Origin of the sequence: Pseudomonas lundensis (assembly GCF_002269125.1) — a bacterium.
GTDB lineage: Bacteria > Pseudomonadota > Gammaproteobacteria > Pseudomonadales > Pseudomonadaceae > Aquipseudomonas > Aquipseudomonas lundensis_A.
Genome location: NZ_NQKI01000002.1, coordinates 114,433 through 133,035 on the forward strand (window position 1 = coordinate 114,433; position 18,603 = coordinate 133,035).

General features: G+C 58.3%; 13 protein-coding genes, 2 tRNA genes and 2 pseudogenes. 9 read left to right on the forward strand and 8 right to left on the reverse strand.

Annotation, left to right across the window (positions count from 1 at the left end; genetic code table 11):
* Window positions 1-907: 907 nt before the first annotated feature.
* Together CJF39_RS23585 and CJF39_RS23590 are read left to right on the forward strand one after the other, a co-directional pair.
* Window positions 908-1,120, forward strand: a pseudogene (locus CJF39_RS23585) (methyl-accepting chemotaxis protein); the annotation flags it as partial.
* 411 nt (window positions 1,121-1,531) lie between these two features.
* Window positions 1,532-2,026, forward strand: a pseudogene (locus CJF39_RS23590) (methyl-accepting chemotaxis protein); the annotation flags it as partial.
* A 59-nt stretch (window positions 2,027-2,085) separates the two neighbouring features.
* Here the strand turns inward: CJF39_RS23590 and CJF39_RS02195 are convergent.
* The 8 genes from CJF39_RS02195 to CJF39_RS02230 form a co-directional block, all read right to left on the reverse strand.
* Window positions 2,086-3,639 carry an ABC transporter permease gene (locus tag CJF39_RS02195; RefSeq protein WP_094991962.1) on the reverse strand — a complete coding sequence of 518 codons (1,554 nt, stop codon included), beginning with the start codon at window positions 3,637-3,639 and terminating at the stop codon, window positions 2,086-2,088.
* On the reverse strand, window positions 3,639-4,664 hold the full coding sequence (locus CJF39_RS02200; RefSeq protein ID WP_094991963.1) for an iron ABC transporter substrate-binding protein: 1,026 nt from the start codon (window positions 4,662-4,664) through the stop codon (window positions 3,639-3,641). Before CJF39_RS02200 ends, CJF39_RS02195 begins: the two co-directional genes overlap by 1 nt.
* A 121-nt stretch (window positions 4,665-4,785) precedes the next feature.
* Window positions 4,786-5,712, reverse strand: coding sequence for a cytochrome-c peroxidase (locus CJF39_RS02205; RefSeq protein ID WP_249275310.1), 927 nt, complete (start codon window positions 5,710-5,712; stop codon window positions 4,786-4,788).
* A 182-nt stretch (window positions 5,713-5,894) separates the two neighbouring features.
* Window positions 5,895-8,537, reverse strand: coding sequence for a TonB-dependent receptor (locus CJF39_RS02210; protein ID WP_249275311.1), 2,643 nt, complete (start codon window positions 8,535-8,537; stop codon window positions 5,895-5,897).
* Window positions 8,538-8,855: 318 nt separating this feature from the next.
* Window positions 8,856-9,827, reverse strand: coding sequence for a FecR family protein (locus CJF39_RS02215; protein WP_094992098.1), 972 nt, complete (start codon window positions 9,825-9,827; stop codon window positions 8,856-8,858).
* Window positions 9,828-9,889: 62 nt separating this feature from the next.
* A complete protein-coding gene (locus CJF39_RS02220) occupies window positions 9,890-10,396 on the reverse strand; it encodes a sigma-70 family RNA polymerase sigma factor (protein ID WP_094991966.1) in 507 nt (168 codons plus the stop codon).
* Window positions 10,397-10,590: 194 nt separating this feature from the next.
* Window positions 10,591-10,677 (reverse strand) — tRNA-Leu (locus tag CJF39_RS02225).
* Between the two features lie 165 nt (window positions 10,678-10,842).
* A tRNA-Leu gene (locus CJF39_RS02230) sits at window positions 10,843-10,929 on the reverse strand.
* Between the two features lie 224 nt (window positions 10,930-11,153).
* Here CJF39_RS02230 and rnr point away from each other — a divergent pair.
* The 7 genes from rnr to dnaB all read left to right on the forward strand — a co-directional run bounded on the left by rnr (window position 11,154) and on the right by dnaB (window position 18,451).
* Window positions 11,154-13,820 (forward strand): ribonuclease R, encoded by a 2,667-nt coding sequence (gene rnr, locus CJF39_RS02235; protein WP_094991967.1) that lies wholly within the window; start codon window positions 11,154-11,156, stop codon window positions 13,818-13,820.
* Window positions 13,817-14,584 carry a 23S rRNA (guanosine(2251)-2'-O)-methyltransferase RlmB gene (gene rlmB, locus CJF39_RS02240; protein ID WP_047273136.1) on the forward strand — a complete coding sequence of 256 codons (768 nt, stop codon included), beginning with the start codon at window positions 13,817-13,819 and terminating at the stop codon, window positions 14,582-14,584. The genes rnr and rlmB overlap by 4 nt, the downstream gene beginning before the upstream one ends.
* A 268-nt stretch (window positions 14,585-14,852) precedes the next feature.
* Entirely contained in the window at window positions 14,853-15,278 is a 426-nt protein-coding gene (gene rpsF, locus CJF39_RS02245) for a 30S ribosomal protein S6 (protein WP_003439045.1), read from the forward strand.
* Window positions 15,279-15,306: 28 nt separating this feature from the next.
* Entirely contained in the window at window positions 15,307-15,537 is a 231-nt protein-coding gene (gene rpsR / locus CJF39_RS02250; protein ID WP_003171373.1) for a 30S ribosomal protein S18, read from the forward strand.
* A gap of 35 nt (window positions 15,538-15,572) precedes the next feature.
* On the forward strand, window positions 15,573-16,469 hold the full coding sequence (locus CJF39_RS02255) for a hypothetical protein (RefSeq protein WP_094991968.1): 897 nt from the start codon (window positions 15,573-15,575) through the stop codon (window positions 16,467-16,469).
* A 19-nt stretch (window positions 16,470-16,488) separates the two neighbouring features.
* The gene (rplI, locus tag CJF39_RS02260; protein WP_010563337.1) at window positions 16,489-16,935 is read left to right on the forward strand and encodes a 50S ribosomal protein L9; all 447 of its coding nucleotides are present in this window, start codon (window positions 16,489-16,491) and stop codon (window positions 16,933-16,935) included.
* A gap of 121 nt (window positions 16,936-17,056) precedes the next feature.
* Entirely contained in the window at window positions 17,057-18,451 is a 1,395-nt protein-coding gene (gene dnaB, locus CJF39_RS02265; RefSeq protein WP_047273273.1) for a replicative DNA helicase, read from the forward strand.
* The last annotated feature ends 152 nt before the right edge of the window (window positions 18,452-18,603 follow it).

The following is an 18,603-nucleotide window of genomic DNA, read 5'->3' on the forward strand; positions in this document are numbered from 1 at the left end:
GCCGCGAATGCAGTTCACGGCATGACCCTTGCTGTAGAGAACCCATCAAAGGTGCCATCAATGTAATGGCACCGTCGTAGAGGGGTTCGTCATGTCAGCCATTCTTTCTCTGTTACAAAGCCGACTGTTGCGGCCCGTGTTCGTTACCCTTGGTATCGCCCTTTTGGTGCAAGTGCTGGTCGCGGTTGCACTGACACGGAGCACGGTCACGGCGTTGGAGTCGGATCTGCACACGCGTTTGGGGGCCGACAGTCAAAAACTCTCGGCGGAACTGGAGCAAGCCGGAAACGAAGTAAAAGGCAGTCTGGAAGGCTTGTCGGCGAGTACGCGGCAACGCCTGACAGCAGGGTTATCCCCGCGCTTGAAAGCCGAGCAGGCGCAGGTGCGTACGACCCTTGAAAAAAGCTTGATGGATTCCGCGAACGACATGGCGCAACTCCTTGCCGCCGTAGCGCCGCGTGCGATGTGGGACAGCGACGTGCCTACCCTGTCTGAATTCGCCCGTCGTGCTCAGCGTAATCCCAACGTGCTGTTTGTGGTCTACGACGACGCCACCGGCCAGCACCTCACGCGTTACCTCAACCGTGAAAACCCAATCAACAAAGCGCTGCTGGAAAAGGGTCAGGGGGAGCGTGCGCTGGATAAAGTGCTGGATGCGGCACGCCATGATCCGGCGGTGTATTACCTCGAAGCCCCTATCAGCCCCAATGGTGTGGAGATTGGCAAAGTTCTCATGGGGGTTTCCACCGCGACGATTGAGCAGGACGTGGTGGCGCTTGATAAACGTTTTAACGGGTTGATTGCCAGCAGTGAGCAGTTGGTCAGCGAAAGTCTGCAAGGGGCGGCCGCCGACAGTGCGGGCGCATTGCGTTCGCGACTGGAATCGGCCCAAGCCGCAGCCGCCCAGATGCAGGCCAATACCGCCAGCACCGTCCGTGATGCGGCGGACACCCTGCGCTGGCGCATCGGGCTGGGGCTGGCGATTGTCGGCTTTGCTGTCCTGCTGCTGGTGGCCGTAGTGCTGGGGCGGCGCGTGGTCAACAAGCTCTTGTTGCTGATCGCGGCACTGGATGACTTGGCTGCCGGGGAGGGCGACCTGACCAAGCGCGTAGGGCTTACCAGTAAAGATGAAATCGGTGACATGGCGGGCGCGGTCAACCGCTTTGTCGATAAATTACAGCCCATCGTGCGTGAAGCAGGGGACGTGGCGCAGCGCACCGGTGTCGAAATCGGTGCCATGACCCTGCGCAATGCCGGAGCGGACGCCGCCGCGCAATTGCAGCGTGATGAGGTGGCTCAAAGTCTGGACGCCTTGTCGACCATGGCCGATGACGCGCAAACGGAAAGCCAGGCGATGCAGGCAGCGCTGCAACAGGTGATGGATATTCGCCAGGCCACTGATGAAAACACCCGTACCTCCGCGCAGGTAGGCGGTCTGATCGAAGCGCTGGCGGAGCAGGTCGGTGCCGGGGCCAAAGTGATCGAGCGATTGGCACAGCAAAGCGAGCAGATCGAAGTGGTCCTGACTGTGATTCACGGTATCGCAGAGCAAACTAACTTGCTGGCCCTTAACGCAGCCATTGAGGCGGCGCGAGCGGGAGAGACCGGTCGGGGCTTTGCGGTTGTGGCAGACGAGGTGCGGGCACTGGCGAGCAAAACGCAAAGCTCGACGGGCGATATCCAGGCGCACATCGTGGCCTTGCAGCAAGGTGCTAAAGAAGCGGTCACTGCTATCGGGCTAGCGGGGCGTCAAGCGGATGAGGGGCTGGCGGTGCTGCGTGGCAGCGTGCAATTACAGAAAACCGTCCAGGCCTCGGTGGAGAAGGTGCATGCCGCCATTGACGACGCCACCCGAGCCGCAGCTCATCAGGCGCAGGGTGCCCATGCGGTGCGTGCGCGGGTGCAAGTGATCCATGCGCAGACCGAGCGGGCGGCGCAGGCTGTGAGTGAAACCACGGCCAGTGGAAGGGTGCTGGATGGGTTGGCAGCGCAGTTGAAGGCGAGTCTTGGGCAGTTTCGTGCCTGAAAGCCAAGGCCTCACCCTGCCTCTCATTGCGTGAGTGGGGCGGGGTGAGGGCCTACTGTTTACCGGCTTAAATACATCCGTGTGGTCAGCAAATACACCGGCAACCCTGACACCAGAATCAACAGCGCGGCATACGGCGCCGCCGCAGCGAACTCGATGTTTGAGGTGTGCGACCACACTTGCGTAGCCAGCGTATTAAGCCCGGTCGGGCTCAGCAGCAATGTCGCCGTCAGTTCTTTCATCGCATCGAGGAACACCAGCGCAAACGCTGCGCCCAAGGCCGGGAAGATAATCGGCAATGTCACGCGGCAAAATGCCGAGAACGATGAAGCCCCCAGCGTGCGTGCCGCCTCTTCAAGTTGCGGCGCGGCCTTGTTCAGCGCCGTGCGGATCGGGGCTTGAGCCAGCGGTAAAAACAACAACGCGTATGCGATCAGCAGCAAGGCCGAGGTTTGGTACAGCGCAGGCACGTAATGCAGGGCGAAGTACACCAGCGCCAAGGCAATCACCAGGCCCGGCAAGGCGTGCAGCAGATACGGTAAACGTTCGGCCCAGATCGCCAACTGACCTTTATAACGCACCACCAGCAACCCCACCGGCACCGCCAGTACCAGACACAGCGCTGCACCGCCCAATGCCAAGGACAGCGATGAGAACAAAGCTTCGCCAATCTCCGCCATCGGGAAGGCGGCCGAGCTGCCTTTGACCAGCCAGTACACCAACATACCCAACGGAATCCCGCTGCCAATGATCGCCAGTACCAGGCAATACAACTGACCTGCCAACGCAAACGTGCCCAGACGCACTTGTTCGGCATGACGTGCGGCACCCTGGCCGATGCGCACATGGCGCCCCTTGCCGCGCACTTTGAGTTCCAGCCACAACAACGTCAGGCACATCACCAGCAGCACGGCTGACAGCATTGCCGCATTGGCATTACTGAATTCCAGTTCGAACTGCTGATAAATCGCAGTGGTGAACGTTTGCAGGCCGATGATCGACAGCGCGCCGAACTCCACCAGCATATGCAGTGCAATCAGCAGCGAACCGGCCAGTAGCGATGGCCACAACAGCGGCAGGGTGATCCTGAAAAACACGCCCCAGCGGTTCTGGCCCAAAGTGCGGGCCGACTCTTCCAGGGCCGGGTCGAGGTTGCGCAACGTGGCCGCAACCGGGAGGAAAATCAGCGGGTACTTGGACAGGCTCATCACCAGAATGGCGCCGCCCAACCCTTCAAAACTGGAGCTGAGCGACACCCAAGTGAAGCTGCTGACAAACGCCGGGACCGCGAACGGCAGGCACAAAATCACCCCCCACAAACGGCGTCCCGGCAGGTTGCTGCGTTCCAGCAACCACGCCAGTGACAGACCGACCAGTGCGCAGGTCACGGTTACGCCTACCATCAGCAGTAACGTGTTGCGCATCAGGCCGAACACATAAGGCCGCCACAACATATGCGCCGCTTGCGCCCATCCGGCTTGCCAGGCTTTGGTGCCGACATACAGCAGCGGCAACAGGCTCAGACCCACCAGCAACAGGACGGGCAACAGCAACCAGATCGAAGGCCGTTTGCGTTTCAGGGTGAAGCGGGCAGGTTGGGTGGCCGCGAGCATTAGAGCAGGCCAACGTCGCGTTCGAGGTCCAGCGCTTCTTCGGCGTTGCCCAGATCGGCCGGGGTTACTTTAGGCGGTTGCAACTCATCGAACGGCTTGAGCCCGCGCTCCGAGACCATGCCTTTGCGCATCGGGTATTCCGCAGTGGTGTTGGTAATCACGCGCTGGCCTTCTTCGCTGGCCATGTACGCCAGCAATTGCTGGGCTTCTTTCGGATGCTTGCTGGCTTTGAGCACACCTGCGCTGGACACGGTAATCAAGCCGCCCGCATCACCGTCGGTGAAGTAATGCAGCTTGGAGTCCAGTTGGCCTTTTTCGCGCTGCAAGGCAAACCAGTAGTAGTTATTGACCAACACTGCCGCCACTTCGCCATTCTCGACAGCTTTGAGCGCCACCATGTTGTTGGTGTAGGTCTTGCCGAAGGCACGCAGGCCAGTCAGCCATTCTTCTGCGGCTTCACGGCCATGCAGTTTGATGATGGCCACGGCTTGTTCCTGAAACGCGCCGCTGGTGGGCACGAAACCGATCTTGCCTTGCCATTCGGGGTCAGCAAAGTCCAGTACCGACTTGGGGAGGTCCTTTTCATCAATCTTTTTCGGGTTGAACGCAACCACGCGAGTACGTGCAGTCACGCCGATCCACGTGCCATTGGCGGCCACGTATTCCTTGGGCAGTGCTTGCAGGGTGGCGTCATCAGCCTTGGCCAGGAAACCCTGTTCGCCCAGGTTGTTCAGTGGCGGGGATTCCTCGGCGTAGAACACGTCGGCGGGCGAGCGATCACCTTCTTCCATGATTTGGCTGGCCAGCTGGTTGCTGCTGCCTTTGCGCACATTCACATGAATGCCGGTCTTGGCTTCGAACGCGGCGGCGAGGTTATCACCGACCTCCTTGTGCTGACCGTTGTAGAGCGTCAGGGAGACTTTGTCGGCGGCGTAGGCGGTAGGTGCGGTGAGTGTGAGACCGATAGCGGCGATCGACAGGCCGCGCAGTAGGAATGTCGCAAGCTGGGTATTTCGGAGCATCATTCGCTGGGTTCCTCGCTTGGGTACTACAAAACTTGTAACAATAATAAACGATATTGTTTCTCATGTGCGCTTGACCCAGCGTCCAATTGCGCAAACGCGACCAACTGTGATGCCGTTGCCCTCATAGCGTGTCGAGAAAACTGCGCAAGGCCCGTAATTCTTCCTTATCCATGTTCAGGGCTTTCAGACGTTCGCTGGTGGTGGGGAACAGCGGATCGTTGATTTGTTGCGCGGTGGGCCGTGGGCGCGGCATGCCCATGTTGTAAAACGCCAGCGTGCCTTCCATGTTCACGAACAGACCGTTATGCATCCACGGCGCGGTTTTGCTGACTAGTCGCAGGGACGGCGTACGGAAGGCGCCGACGTCTTCGGGCTTGTGGGTCACTTCGTAACGTCCCAGGTCCTCATATTTACGTCCGTAATAACTCAGTCCCACGTTATGGAATTGTTCGTCGCTCAAGGCGGGGCCGAAGTGGCAGTTCATGCAACGCGCTTTGGTGCGGAACAGGTGCAGGCCGTAAAGTTGCTCCTCGCTCATGCGCTGCGGGCGCCCGCGCAGTAATTGTTCAAAGGCGGTCGTGCGGGTAGCCGTTACCAGCGTGCGTTGAAAGGTCGCCAATGCGTGTGCGGTTTTTTCCTGGGTAATCGGCCCGGGCCCAAAGACGCGGGCAAACTGCGCCACGTAGGACGTGTCTGAGTTGAGTCGTTGCAACAGTTGCGGGATGTCGAAGGCCATTTCCACTGGGTCAGTGATCGGGTGCATGGCCTGTTGTTCAAGATTACCGCCGCGGCCATCCCAGAACAGCGCAGTGCTGTAGCCGCTCATCACCAGGCTGGGCGCATTGCGGCGGCCGCTTTGGCGGTCATGGCCAAAAGATACGCGTCGGCCATCGGCAAACGCCATGTCGGCTTCATGGCAGGACGCACAGGCAATCTGCCCTGAGCGCGACAGCTTGGGGTCGTTGAACAGTTTTTTACCCAGGGCGGCCTTGTCCTCGTTGAAGGGGTTGCTGGGGGGCGCGGGGGCATGAGCGGGGAGAGCGGCCATCTCTTGCCATTGCACGTCGGCGTCTATGCGAGGTGCTGGCCATTGCGCAATGGGCTGGCGATAAAGATTCGCGATGCAGGTTTTGTACTCGGCGGACCCTGCGATGCAGGGTTCAGCGGCGTGCGCGCTGCAGGCTAGTGCGCCCAGCCATAACCCAAGCACGCAGCGATGAAGGAGACTGTTCAAAATGTGTAACCCACTTCGACCATAAATTGGCGACCCACTTCAAAGGTTGTCAGCCCCGTGGTGTCGGTGGTGCTGACGATTTGTTTGTCCAGCAGGTTGGTGACATCCAGGTTGACGAACACCGACTGGTCCTTGGCTGTTGGCATTTTCCAGGCCAGGCGGGTATCCCAGGTCAAGGCCCCGGAAAACGCTGTCTCTTCCCAGACGCGCACGGCATCCCCCTGAAACGCCGTGGTTTTACCCGTGGCCGCGATGCGCCGGTAGCCGTCGCGATAGCGCAGGAAGTTGCTCCACGTCAGGTGCAACGGTTCAACCTCGGTGACGGTGGTCAGGCGTGCCGTCCAGGGGCGGTTGTAATTGCTCGCGGGCATGTCCGAATAGTTCATGAACTTGCCGTCGTACTGGATCGTAGGGTCTTCCACATAAAGGGCGCCGATGTTAGCGCTGTAGTTGGACAGGCCAGTGTTTTGCACATTGCTCCAGTCCATGGCGAATTGCCCTGTGGTGCGGGTGCTGCCCACCACGAGGGGGTGCAGCGGGGTGATGGTCAGGGTGTAGATGTCAGCTTCGCTTTGGCCGCCGTTGTAATAGGTGTAGTAATTGGCCGCCAGGGTGGTGGGGTCGTCGGTGGGCGCACCGATCTGCGAGCCCCAGGCGCGGCTGACTTGCTCGCGCCCCTTACGGTTGACGTATTTGACGGCGAATTCGGTGTCCCACTGCACGTGGCTCAGGCCCAAGGTGAGTTCGTCGTCGTAGGGCACCTTCAACTGGTTGAACTTGCTGTCGTTGGGCGCGCGTTTGGTCATTTGCCAATCGGCCGAAGGTGTGGGCCGCGTGTATTCGGTGTTCATGGCGGCCACCCCGTCGCGCAGTTTGTAGGCGTACAGGTTGCGTCCGTAGTAACGATTGGCGCCCGCGGTGAGTCGGGTCTGCCCGTTGCCGAATACATCCAGCTCCACGGCGAATCGCGGCGCAAGTGTGACTTGTTTCATGTAGTCATCGCCGTCCATGCGCAAGCCGGGTCTCACGGTCAGGCGTTTGTAGCGTATTTCGTCCTGGATATAGAGCGCCCAGGAGCGCGTGTCGAAGGACGTCTTACCTTGGGTCACGGTTTTTTTGTTGGCATATTGCCCTTCCCAACTATTGACGGTCGTGCCCATCGAGCACAGCGGGTCATTGGCCGGGCAGGACGTGGCCTTGGCCACCGAATAACTGGTGTAGGGCGTGGCGCGCTCGTACATCACCGAGTTTTGCGCCAGCTCCAGACCGGTTTGCACGGCATGATCGACGCCCAGCCAGTTGACGCTGTTCCAGTCTGCCTTGAGCTTGTAGGCCAGGGTTTTCTGCGCTTCATCGATATCGCCGAACCCGCCTTCCGTGGCCGTAAGCGCATTGGTCCAGTCTTTGGTTGTAGAGGTGCGCCAGAACACCATGTAATCGCTGTCCGAGGTGCGGGAGGTGTTCATCTGGCTCCAGCTGAGATTTTGCTCAACCCGTGCCAGCGGGGCATTCCAGACCGCGCGAGCGCTGATACTGTCACCGCCGGCTTTCATGATGCGACCGGAATAAATAGCGTTGGGCCCAAACGTTTCAGCAGTTTCTGGTGCGTGGGTGATGCTCACGTCCAACTTCCAGTCGTCGTTGACCTGCCAAGCGGCCTTGAGGAAGTAGTTGTCGATGCGTCGGGTCTGAACCTCGGCGGCATTGGCCGTTTCCGTCTGGTTGGAGACTGAAAACACGCGGGTCGGGATCGTGGAGTCCTTGCGCGAAAAGCTACCGAGCAAGCCGAAGTTCTCGGTCAAGTGACCTTCGAGGGTGGCGCGGGTGATGATTTTTTTAAATTCGGGCTGTGAGCTATTGCCGAACCCCGCCTCGTAATTCTCCAGATCGGGGTCGTCTTCGTTCAGGTGATACCGGGTCCATTCCGAGCGCGTCATTTGTACCGACAGCTTGCCGTGCAGGTCCATGCTCGGGTCACGTGTGTCTGCCTGCACCACACCGCCGTTGAAGCCACCATATTCGACGGGCACGTTGCTGTCGTAGACCTTGATGTCATTGAGCAGGTCAGTGTCGAGGGCCAGGCCTTGGCTGCGGCCAGGTATCTCGTCCATGTCATCGTTGGTGTTGCCGGGGTCCAGGTCGTTGTTCATGTTCATGCCGTCGACTATGAACAGGTTCTGCCAGGGCTGGGCGCCGTTGATGCTGATGTTGGCCGGGGCGATTTCACCGGGGGACTTACTGTTGAGCTGATTGTTGTCGAATTGCACGTTGGGGTTGGTGCGCAACAGGCTGGTGATGTCGCCATTGCCCGAAGGCAGGCTCTCGATCATTTGCCGGTCGATGACTTGCTCACCTTGGTACACCGAATCCATAGCGGTAATGGGCGTGCTTTTAATTAACAGCACATCACTTTCGGTGGGCGGCAGGATGGACACGCTGTCGGCGGACGTGACTTCCCATTGCAGCCCGCTGCCACTCAGCAGGCGGGCGAGGGCTTTCTCGGGGGTCATGTTGCCACTTACGGCGGCGCTGCCATGGGCTGCCAGTAGCGCGCTTTCCGCGCTGACTTGCCAGCCGGACTGTTGTGAAAACGCAATCAGCGCGGTAGCCAACGACTGGGCCGGAATCTGAAAGCGCAACTGCTGCTGACTAATCTGGGCCTGCGCTTCAGGAAGAGCGGCGCAGCTCAGTGAGGGCAGAAGCAGGCACGCAGCAAAGGAAAACGACCTGTAGCGAGGCAGGCTGACGCAACAACGCAAACGCGGACAAGGCATGAGATGACCTACGAAATGAAACGTCATAGTCACTAATGCGAATCTTTATCAGTGACGTTCGTAGGTAAAGACGCCCGACGAATCAGGATTTCCATAAATAAATGAAAATAATCGTGGGAGCCGAAAAGGCGAGCGCAGGCCCGCCCCGGTATTGCTTGTCATCGCCTCGCGCGGGGGTGACCGCTAGGGTTTTGTCGAAACGATCAACGTATACGGCACGCTGTCCTGCACATGTCCGCCAAGCGGCGCGATGGCTGCTTGCAGGGCGCGCTTGGGGTCGCGCAGGTTGAGGGCGGCTGTAATGCGACGCTGGCCGAGTGTGTTGTCTGTCAGCACAATCAGACCCGGCTGATAGCGCCGCAATTGTGCGATTACGTCATCCACCGTTTGGTTGATCGCCACCAGTTGCCAGCGCCGCCAGGGTGCGATGTGTTCGGCGGGCAGTTGAGTGAGGCGGGTGCTTTGCTCCGACGCGTTGAAGCGAAGTTGATCACCGTGGTGCAATACGTGGTCGGGCCCGTCAGATGATTGCGAAGTTTTGACGGCCACCGTGCCGCTTTCAACGCTGACGTCTACATTGCTATCGTTCAGGTTCACGGCAAATTCAGTCCCGGTTACCCGCACGCGCACAGCGCCAGCATTGACGTAGAACGCGCGCGCAGCATCGGGCTTTACCGAGAAAAATGCCTGGCCGCGCAACAACGTGACCACCCTTCGCTGCGGGTCGATTTGCACGTCCACCACGCTATTGCTGTCGAGCAATACGTGGCTGCCGTCGCTCAGGGTGATGTCGCGGTGTTCGGCCGTCGGGCTATGAAAATCGGCACGCACGGCTTGCCAGTCCGGCAGCAGCATGAACATCGCGCAGGCTGCGACGGCTGCGCCGATCAGCGAGCGGTTACGGCGGCTAAAGCGTCTTGGGGCAGGCGCGGCCGACACCATGGGCGAGGCTGAAGGTTCCACGGGCAGGCTCAGCGCCTCGCCGCTCATGCGCCAGACTTTCAAGGCTTTACGGTAGGCCGCTTCATGCTCGGGTGCACTGGCACGCCATTCGCTCAGCTGTTTGTTCAGGCGGGGGTCGTCAGGGTGCTGCTGAATCAGCAGCAGCCAGTCGAGCGCAGTCTCCCAGACCGGGTTCGGGGTTTCAGACGTCACGGCGCACGCCACCGGATTCAAGCATGTGGGTGGGTGCGGCAGGTGGCGGCGTATCGAAAAAGTCAGTCATCGCTCATTTGTTCCGCGCAGTAGGTCAGGGCGTCGCGTACCAATTGATGGGCCAGGCTGACAGAAATCCCCAGTTGTGTGCCGATTTGCTGGAACGTCAGCCCTTGCAAGCGATGCAGGATAAACGCTTGGCGGGTACGTTCCGGAAGCCGGGCCAGAGCATGTTGCAATTTGCGCAGCTCGTCCAGATGCAGGGCCTGCTGCTCGGGCGATGGGGTGCTGGAAATGTGCTCGTCGGGTGTGTCATCGCGGGTGGTGTGGCGGTTCTCAAGGCTGATGCGGCGATTGAGGTCAAACGCCAGGTTGCGCACGATTCGGTAGAGGTAGCCAACGGGTTGGGTCAAGGGGCTGAGGTTGTCCGCCCCTTGGCTGAATCGCAACCAGGCGTCTTGCACAACATCTTCTGCCTTGGCGCGGCAGCCCACGATGGGGGCGGCATAGTCCACCAGAGCATGTCGATGCGCGAGGTACAGTTGAAGCCTTTCGTTGGTGTCGGGCACGGGTTTCCAGGAGTACGCATGAGCGATCTGAAGATGGCCGGATATTAGTGCGATTGAGATGGATTATCAAATACAGCGTTAAGGGGAGTAATAGAAGGTTTTTAACGGGGAGGGGAACGGAATGGCAGAAACTAAAAAGCCCGCTTTCGCGGGCTTTTTATGTGGTTACACAGAGTAAATCTGTAAACCTGAATTGGTGCCCAGAAGAAGACTCGAACTTCCACGACCTTGCGGTCACCAGCACCTGAAGCTGGCGTGTCTACCAATTTCACCATCTGGGCAGTATCAGCAACGTTGCCGCTGTTGATGTGGCGCACTATACGGAGCACTTTTAAATCTGTAAACCCCTGTTTTAGTTTTATTAAATCAGTGGCTTAGAACGCAAAAACCCGCTTTCGCGGGTTTTTGTGTGAGGCTGAAGATTGTACTAATCTCCATCTCTAAATTGGTGCCCAGAAGAAGACTCGAACTTCCACGACCTTGCGGTCACCAGCACCTGAAGCTGGCGTGTCTACCAATTTCACCATCTGGGCAGCATCTTCAACGTTGCCGTTGTCGATGGCGCGCACTATACGGATGCCCCTTTGACCTGTAAAGCGTTGTGAATAAAAATATCGAAAATTTTTCGCGAATGGTTACACGGCAAGCGTAAAGCGCGTCAGAAAGGACTAATAAGGCTCTGAGTGAGTCCGAAATTTCCCGTTTCAATACGCGTATGCCAAACTAACCCGCATATAGACAAGGTGAAAACTATCTAATGGCCGATTGGCAGACCCTCGATCCCGAGGCCGCACGTGAAGCGGAAAAATACGAAAACCCTATTCCTAGCCGCGAGCTGATTCTTCAGCATCTGGCCGAGCGCGGTTCGCCGGCTGCTCGCGAGCAGTTGGTAGAAGAGTTTGGTCTTACCACGGAAGACCAGATCGAAGCCCTGCGCCGTCGCCTGCGAGCGATGGAGCGCGATGCGCAACTTATTTATACCCGTCGCGGCACCTACGCCCCGGTGGATAAGCTTGACCTGATTCTTGGTCGTATCAGTGGTCATCGCGATGGCTTCGGCTTTCTGATCCCGGATGACGGCAGCGACGACTTGTTCATGAGCCCGGCGCAAATGCGTCTGGTGTTTGATGGTGACCGTGCGCTGGCCCGTGTTTCGGGGCTTGATCGCCGTGGACGTCGTGAAGGCGTGATTGTTGAAGTCGTCTCCCGCGCTCACGAAACCATCGTCGGCCGTTACTTCGAAGAAGGCGGCATCGGTTTTGTCGTGGCCGATAACCCGAAAATCCAGCAAGAAGTGTTGGTGACACCGGGGCGCAATGCCGGTGCCAAAATCGGTCAGTTCGTTGAAGTGAAGATCACTCACTGGCCGACTCCGCGTTTCCAGCCGCAGGGTGATGTGCTCGAGGTCGTGGGTAACTACATGGCGCCTGGCATGGAAATCGACATTGCCCTGCGCACGTACGACATTCCGCATGTGTGGCCTGAGGGCGTTGTTAAAGAAGCGCGCCGCCTCAAGCCTGAAGTAGAAGAGAAAGACAAAGAGAAGCGCATCGATCTGCGTCATCTGCCGTTCGTCACCATTGACGGCGAAGATGCGCGTGACTTCGATGACGCTGTGTTCTGTGAAGCCAAGCCTGGCAAGTTGCGCCTGTTCTCGGGTGGCTGGAAGCTGTACGTGGCCATCGCCGACGTTTCCAGTTACGTGAAAATCGGTTCGGCGCTGGATACCGAAGCGCAAGTGCGTGGCAACTCGGTGTACTTCCCGGAGCGCGTGATTCCGATGCTGCCCGAGGAGCTGTCCAACGGCCTGTGCTCCCTGAACCCGAAAGTCGATCGTTTGGCGATGGTGTGCGAGATGACCATCTCGAAAACCGGCGAAATGACTGACTATCAGTTTTATGAGGCGGTGATCCACTCCCAGGCGCGTCTGACCTACAACAAGGTCAGCACCATGCTTGAGCACGCTAAAACCAGCGAAGCCAAGCAACTGCGCAGTGAATACGCCGATGTGGTGCCACACCTCAAGCAGCTTTATTCACTGTATAAGGTCTTGCTGGCGGCCCGTCACACTCGGGGCGCGATTGATTTTGAAACTCAGGAAACCCGCATTATTTTCGGGGCTGACCGCAAAATCGCTGAAATTCGCCCAACTACACGTAATGACGCCCATAAGCTGATTGAAGAGTGCATGCTGGCGGCCAACGTGGCCACGGCTGAGTTCCTCAAGAAGCATGAAATTCCTGCGTTGTACCGTGTGCATGATGGCCCGCCGCCAGAGCGTCTGGAAAAGCTGCGCGCCTTCCTGGGCGAACTGGGCCTGACCTTGCATAAAGGCAAGGACGGCCCTACGCCCAAGGACTATCAGGCATTGCTGGCCAGCATCAAGGACCGTCCGGATTTCCACCTGATCCAGACCGTTATGCTGCGTTCGCTGAGTCAGGCGGTGTACAGCGCTGATAACCAGGGTCACTTCGGCCTGAATTACGAAGCCTATACCCACTTCACCTCACCGATCCGTCGCTACCCGGACTTGCTCACGCACCGTGCGATTCGCAGTGTGATCCATTCCAAAATGGACACTCCGCACGTTCGTCGTGCTGGCGCGATGACCATTCCGAAAGCGCGTATTTACCCGTACGACGAAGCCGCTCTTGAGCAACTCGGCGAGCAATGCTCCATGAGCGAGCGCCGTGCAGACGAAGCCACGCGTGACGTGACGAACTGGCTCAAGTGCGAATTCATGAAAGACCGCGTAGGCGAATCGTTCCCGGGTGTTGTTACTGCCGTGACCGGTTTCGGCCTGTTCGTGGAATTGACTGACATCTATGTGGAAGGCCTGGTGCATGTCACGGCCTTGCCGGGTGACTATTACCACTTCGACCCTGTGCACCACCGCCTGGCGGGTGAGCGCACCGGTCGCAGCTTCCGTCTGGGCGATACTGTTGAAGTGCGGGTGATGCGCGTCGATCTCGACGAGCGCAAAATCGACTTCGAAATGGCTGAGAAAACGCTGACTGCGCCGATCGGTCGTAAAAATCGCGGGACCGAAAAGCCGGCTGCTAAATCGACCAAGCCTGCGGGCAAGCCAAGCGGGTACGACACTGAAAAAGCCGTCGAGCCTGCCAAGGCGCCGCGTCGCGCTCCTGCAAAGACCAGCAAGAATACGGACGACGCCTATCGCCCCAGTGATGCGGCAGCCAAAAATGCCGAGCTGCGCAAAAGTCGTGAATTGAAGCAGGCACTGCTGAACGAATCGAAAAACGGCGGTCGGACATCGGCGCCGGGAAAGTCGGGGAGGGCAGCACCCGCTAAAGACGCGGGCAAGCCTTCCAAGCCAAGCAAACACCGTAAAGGCCCGCCAAAATCGGGCGCCGCGCCAGCTGCTAAAAGCGGCGGGTCGCGCAAACCTAAGGCCAAGTCATGAGTCAGTTGGAAAAAATCTACGGCATTCACGCCGTAGAAGCGTTGCTTCGTCATCACCCAAAGCGCGTCAAGCAAGTGTGGTTGGCCGAGGGTCGTAGCGATCCACGCGTGCAGACGCTGATCACGCTGGCCGATGAAAATCGTGTGCCGGTCGGCAATGCTGAGCGTCGTGAAATGGACGTGTGGGTCGAAGGCGTGCACCAGGGCGTTGTGGCAGATGTTAGCCCGAGCCAGGTGTGGGGCGAGGCCATGCTCAACGAACTGCTGGATCGCACTGAAGGGGCTCCGCTGATTCTGGTGCTGGACGGCGTAACGGATCCGCATAACTTGGGTGCTTGCTTGCGTACTGCCGATGCGGCGGGTGCTTTGGCTGTGATCGTGCCTAAAGACAAGTCCGCAACGTTGACGCCGACGGTGCGAAAAGTGGCTTGTGGTGCGGCGGAAGTTATCCCGTTGGTGGCGGTGACCAATCTCGCGGCAACCCTGAAAAAGCTTCAACAGCGCGGTCTCTGGATCGTCGGCACTGCCGGCGAAGCCGAGCAAGAGCTGTACGAGCAAGACCTGACAGGCCCGACCATTCTGATCATGGGCGCTGAAGGTAAAGGCATGCGCCGCCTGACGCGCGAGCACTGCGACTACTTGGTGCGCTTGCCGATGGCGGGTAGCGTCAGCAGCTTGAACGTCTCCGTGGCTACGGGTGTTTGCCTGTTCGAAGCCCTGCGTCAGCGCAGCGTCAAAGCCAAGTCGCCCGCGAAAAAGAAATAAACCAGCCTTGGGGCCGCTGCCTGCGGTTGCGATCGAGCGCGAGGCTCGGTGTGCAGTCAACCGCAGCGGCTACAAAAAACAGGCATGGGTTGATTGTTCAAATAATCACCAATTGCCTTGCGCCTCTCTTGTGCCTTCTCTACAATTGCGCCCCTTGCCGTCATGGCGGGCGCATATGTGCCTCTCTAGGCAAGACACACAAGTGTCATTCACTCCTTGTCTGACCGCTTTTCAGTTAGCGGCAGGCTACAACCCGTAAGGAGCATTCATGCGTCATTACGAAATCATCTTTTTGGTCCACCCGGATCAAAGCGAACAAGTCGGCGGCATGGTAGAGCGTTACACCAAGCTGATCGAAGAAGACGGCGGCAAAATCCACCGTCTGGAAGATTGGGGCCGTCGTCAACTGGCCTACGCAATCAACAATGTTCACAAGGCTCACTACGTGATGCTGAACGTTGAGTGCACTGGCAAAGCCCTGGCTGAGCTGGAAGACAACTTCCGTTACAACGATGCTGTGATCCGTAACCTGGTCATCCGTCGCGACGAAGCCGTAACTGGCCAGTCCGAGATGCTCAAGGCTGAAGAGAACCGCAGTGAGCGCCGTGAGCGTCGTGACCGTCCTGAGCATTCTGACAGCGCCGATGGCGATGACAGCGATAACAGCGACGCCAGCGATAACGCTGACGAGTAATCCACGGACCTTTTGAGGAGCCAATTACATGGCACGTTTCTTCCGTCGTCGTAAATTCTGCCGCTTCACAGCAGAAGAAGTGAAAGAGATCGATTACAAGGATCTCAACACTCTGAAAGCTTACGTATCCGAGACCGGCAAAATTGTTCCAAGCCGTATCACCGGTACTAAAGCTCGTTATCAGCGTCAGCTGGCCACCGCTATCAAGCGCGCCCGCTTCCTGGCCCTGCTGGCCTACACCGACAGCCACGGCCGCTGAGACCGGGCAGTCGACAAGCAGTAAAGGATTGAAGCATGCGCGCCTTAGCTGAGTTCATCATGCGAGGCCGTGTGCAGGCCACGTTAGTCGTGGCCGGATGTGCGGCATTGCCGTTCTTGTTCTGGTTGAGTGCTGCTGCAGGTAGCCTTGTGCTCCTGCGGCGCGGTCCGAGAGATGCGTTAAGCATCCTCTCATGGGCGTTACTGCCGGCCTTTGTCTGGTGGTTTATCGGAGAGCCCCGCACCTTAATGGTGTTGTTGGGAACTCTGGGTCTGGCGTTGTTTTTGCGCGCCGGGCAGCCCTGGCATCGCGTGCTGCTGGTCAGCGTGGCGTTGGGTGGTGTGTATGGCGTAATCCTGGGCACGGTTTTCCGCGAACCCATTGGTGCGATGGCGCAGGAGTTGGAAAAACTCTTGCCGCAGGTCCTCAATGGTCTCTACGACAAGTTATCTGACGTAGAGCGAGCGCGCCTTGGGGCACTGATTGCACCCGTCCTGACCGGTTTGATTGCAGCTTTGATGCAGGTCGTCAGCGTGCTGAGTCTGATGCTTGGGCGTTATTGGCAAGCGTTGTTGTACAACCCGGGCGGTTTTGCCAGCGAATTTCGCAGCATCCGCCTACCGCTGGGTCCAGCGCTATTGTTGCTGGCGTGCATGCTGGTCGGTCCGAACTTCGGACCACAAATGGCCATGCTCACGCCGTTGTGCAGCGTAGCGTTGTTCTTCGCCGGGCTGGCCCTGATTCATGGGCTGGTGGCGCAAAAGCGACTGGCCAAATTTTGGCTGGTGGGGTTGTACGTCACGCTGTTGCTGTTCATGCAGCTGATCTATCCGTTGCTCGTGGTTTTGGCCATTGTCGACAGCCTGATTGATTTTCGCGGACGTTTGGCGCCGAAAGACGTCGATAAAGACTCTGCGAACGGTGAAGGTTAAAAGTTAAGAGGATTTTCACATGCAACTGATCCTTCTGGAAAAAGTCGCAAACCTGGGCAACCTGGGCGACAAAGTAAATGTTAAGGCCGGTTACGGTCGTAACTACCTGCTGCCATACGGCAAAGCTACCGCTGCAACCGCTGCCAACCTGGCTGCGTTTGAAGAGCGTCGCGCTGAGCTGGAAAAAGCAGCAGCTGACAAGAAAGCTTCGGCTGAAACTCGCGCTGCCCAACTGGCTGAGCTGGAAGTGACTATCACTGCCACCGCTGGTGACGAAGGCAAGCTGTTCGGTTCGATCGGTACTCACGACATCGCTGATGCACTGACCGCCTCTGGCGTTGAAGTTGCAAAAAGCGAAGTTCGTCTGCCGAACGGCACTATCCGTAACGTTGGCGAATTCGACGTGGCTGTGCACCTGCACGCCGAAGTTGAAGCAACCGTACGCGTTGTTGTGGTAGCTGCTTAAGCAGTCTGACTGACTGGCACCTTGTGTGTCGGACGGTTAACATCGGGCACGATCCTGTTTACAGGTCGTGCCCTTTGTCTTTCTGCAGACCCTGATTTTCACCCCAAAATTACACGTGGCCATGAACGATATCTCAGCTCCTGAGCAATATGACCTGCAAACCGCATCCCTGAAGGTGCCACCGCATTCCATCGAGGCCGAACAGGCCGTGCTCGGTGGTTTGATGCTGGACAACAACGCCTGGGAGCGCGTGCTGGATCAGGTCTCGGACGGCGATTTCTATCGGCATGACCACCGCCTGATCTTCCGGGCGATTGCCAAGCTGGCGGACCAGAATTCCCCGATTGATGTCGTGACCCTTGCCGAGCAGTTGGACAAGGAAGGTCAGACCTCGCAAGTTGGCGGTCTGGGCTACCTCGGCGAACTGGCGAAAAACACCCCGTCGGTGGCGAACATCAAGGCGTACGCCCAGATCGTTCGGCAGCGTGCGACGCTGCGCCAACTGATCGGCATCAGCACTGAAATCGCAGACAGTGCATTCAACCCCGAAGGCCGAACCGCCGAGGAGATCCTCGATGAGGCCGAGCGCCAGATCTTTGCGATTGCCGAGGCCCGGCCAAAAACCGGCGGCCCGGTAAGCGTCAATGACTTGCTGACCAAAGCCATCGATCGCATCGATACCTTGTTCAACACCGACAACGCCATTACCGGGCTCTCCACGGGGTACACCGACCTCGATAACATGACCAGCGGCTTGCAACCTGCCGACTTGATCATCGTCGCTGGTCGTCCCTCGATGGGTAAAACCACGTTCGCGATGAACCTGGTAGAAAACGCCGTGTTGCGCAGTGAAAAAGCCGTACTGGTGTACTCCCTCGAGATGCCAGGCGAATCGCTGATCATGCGTATGCTGTCGTCCCTTGGGCGTATCGATCAGAGCAAGGTGCGTGCGGGCCGTCTTGAAGACGATGACTGGCCGCGCCTCACCTCGGCAGTCAACCTGCTCAACGACCGCAAACTGTTCATCGATGACACGGCGGGTATCAGCCCGTCAGAGATGCGTGCGCGGACCCGGCGTCTGGTGCGTGAGCACGGTGACATTGGCCTGATCATGATCGACTACCTGCAATTGATGCAGATTCCAGGCTCGGGCGGCGATAACCGAACCAACGAAATTTCCGAGATCTCGCGATCCTTGAAAGCGTTGGCCAAGGAATTCAACTGCCCGGTGGTCGCACTCTCACAGCTCAACCGATCGCTTGAACAACGGCCCAACAAACGCCCGATCAACTCCGACTTGCGTGAATCCGGAGCCATCGAGCAGGACGCCGACGTCATCATGTTCGTGTACCGGGACGAGGTCTATCACCCTGAAACCGAACACAAGGGCGTTGCTGAAATCATCATCGGCAAGCAGCGTAACGGCCCTATCGGTACGGCCCGCCTGGCGTTCATCGGGAAATACACACGCTTTGAAAACCTGGCGCCGGGCAGTTACAACTTCGACGACGAGTAAACGTTCGTCACCTCCTGACGGGCTGGTCTGCTGAGTCCTGCGCAGATTCATGGCCGTCAGGTGCCTTAAGCTTCTTATCAATTCCGACCATTGCCGTCGGAATTGGTTATTTTTTGTGCTATATTCCGCGCCCGCGAATTTCTCCGTAAATG

Coding starts and splice junctions, on each gene's coding strand:
- CJF39_RS02195 (WP_094991962.1), bottom strand. CDS start 3,639: ATGCTCGCGGCCACCCAACCTGCCCGCTTCACCCTGAAACGCAAACGG.
- CJF39_RS02200 (WP_094991963.1), bottom strand. CDS start 4,664: ATGATGCTCCGAAATACCCAGCTTGCGACATTCCTACTGCGCGGCCTG.
- CJF39_RS02205 (WP_249275310.1), bottom strand. CDS start 5,712: ATGGCCGCTCTCCCCGCTCATGCCCCCGCGCCCCCCAGCAACCCCTTC.
- rnr (WP_094991967.1), top strand. CDS start 11,154: ATGGCCGATTGGCAGACCCTCGATCCCGAGGCCGCACGTGAAGCGGAA.
- rlmB (WP_047273136.1), top strand. CDS start 13,817: ATGAGTCAGTTGGAAAAAATCTACGGCATTCACGCCGTAGAAGCGTTG.
- rpsF (WP_003439045.1), top strand. CDS start 14,853: ATGCGTCATTACGAAATCATCTTTTTGGTCCACCCGGATCAAAGCGAA.
- rpsR (WP_003171373.1), top strand. CDS start 15,307: ATGGCACGTTTCTTCCGTCGTCGTAAATTCTGCCGCTTCACAGCAGAA.
- CJF39_RS02255 (WP_094991968.1), top strand. CDS start 15,573: ATGCGCGCCTTAGCTGAGTTCATCATGCGAGGCCGTGTGCAGGCCACG.
- rplI (WP_010563337.1), top strand. CDS start 16,489: ATGCAACTGATCCTTCTGGAAAAAGTCGCAAACCTGGGCAACCTGGGC.
- dnaB (WP_047273273.1), top strand. CDS start 17,057: ATGAACGATATCTCAGCTCCTGAGCAATATGACCTGCAAACCGCATCC.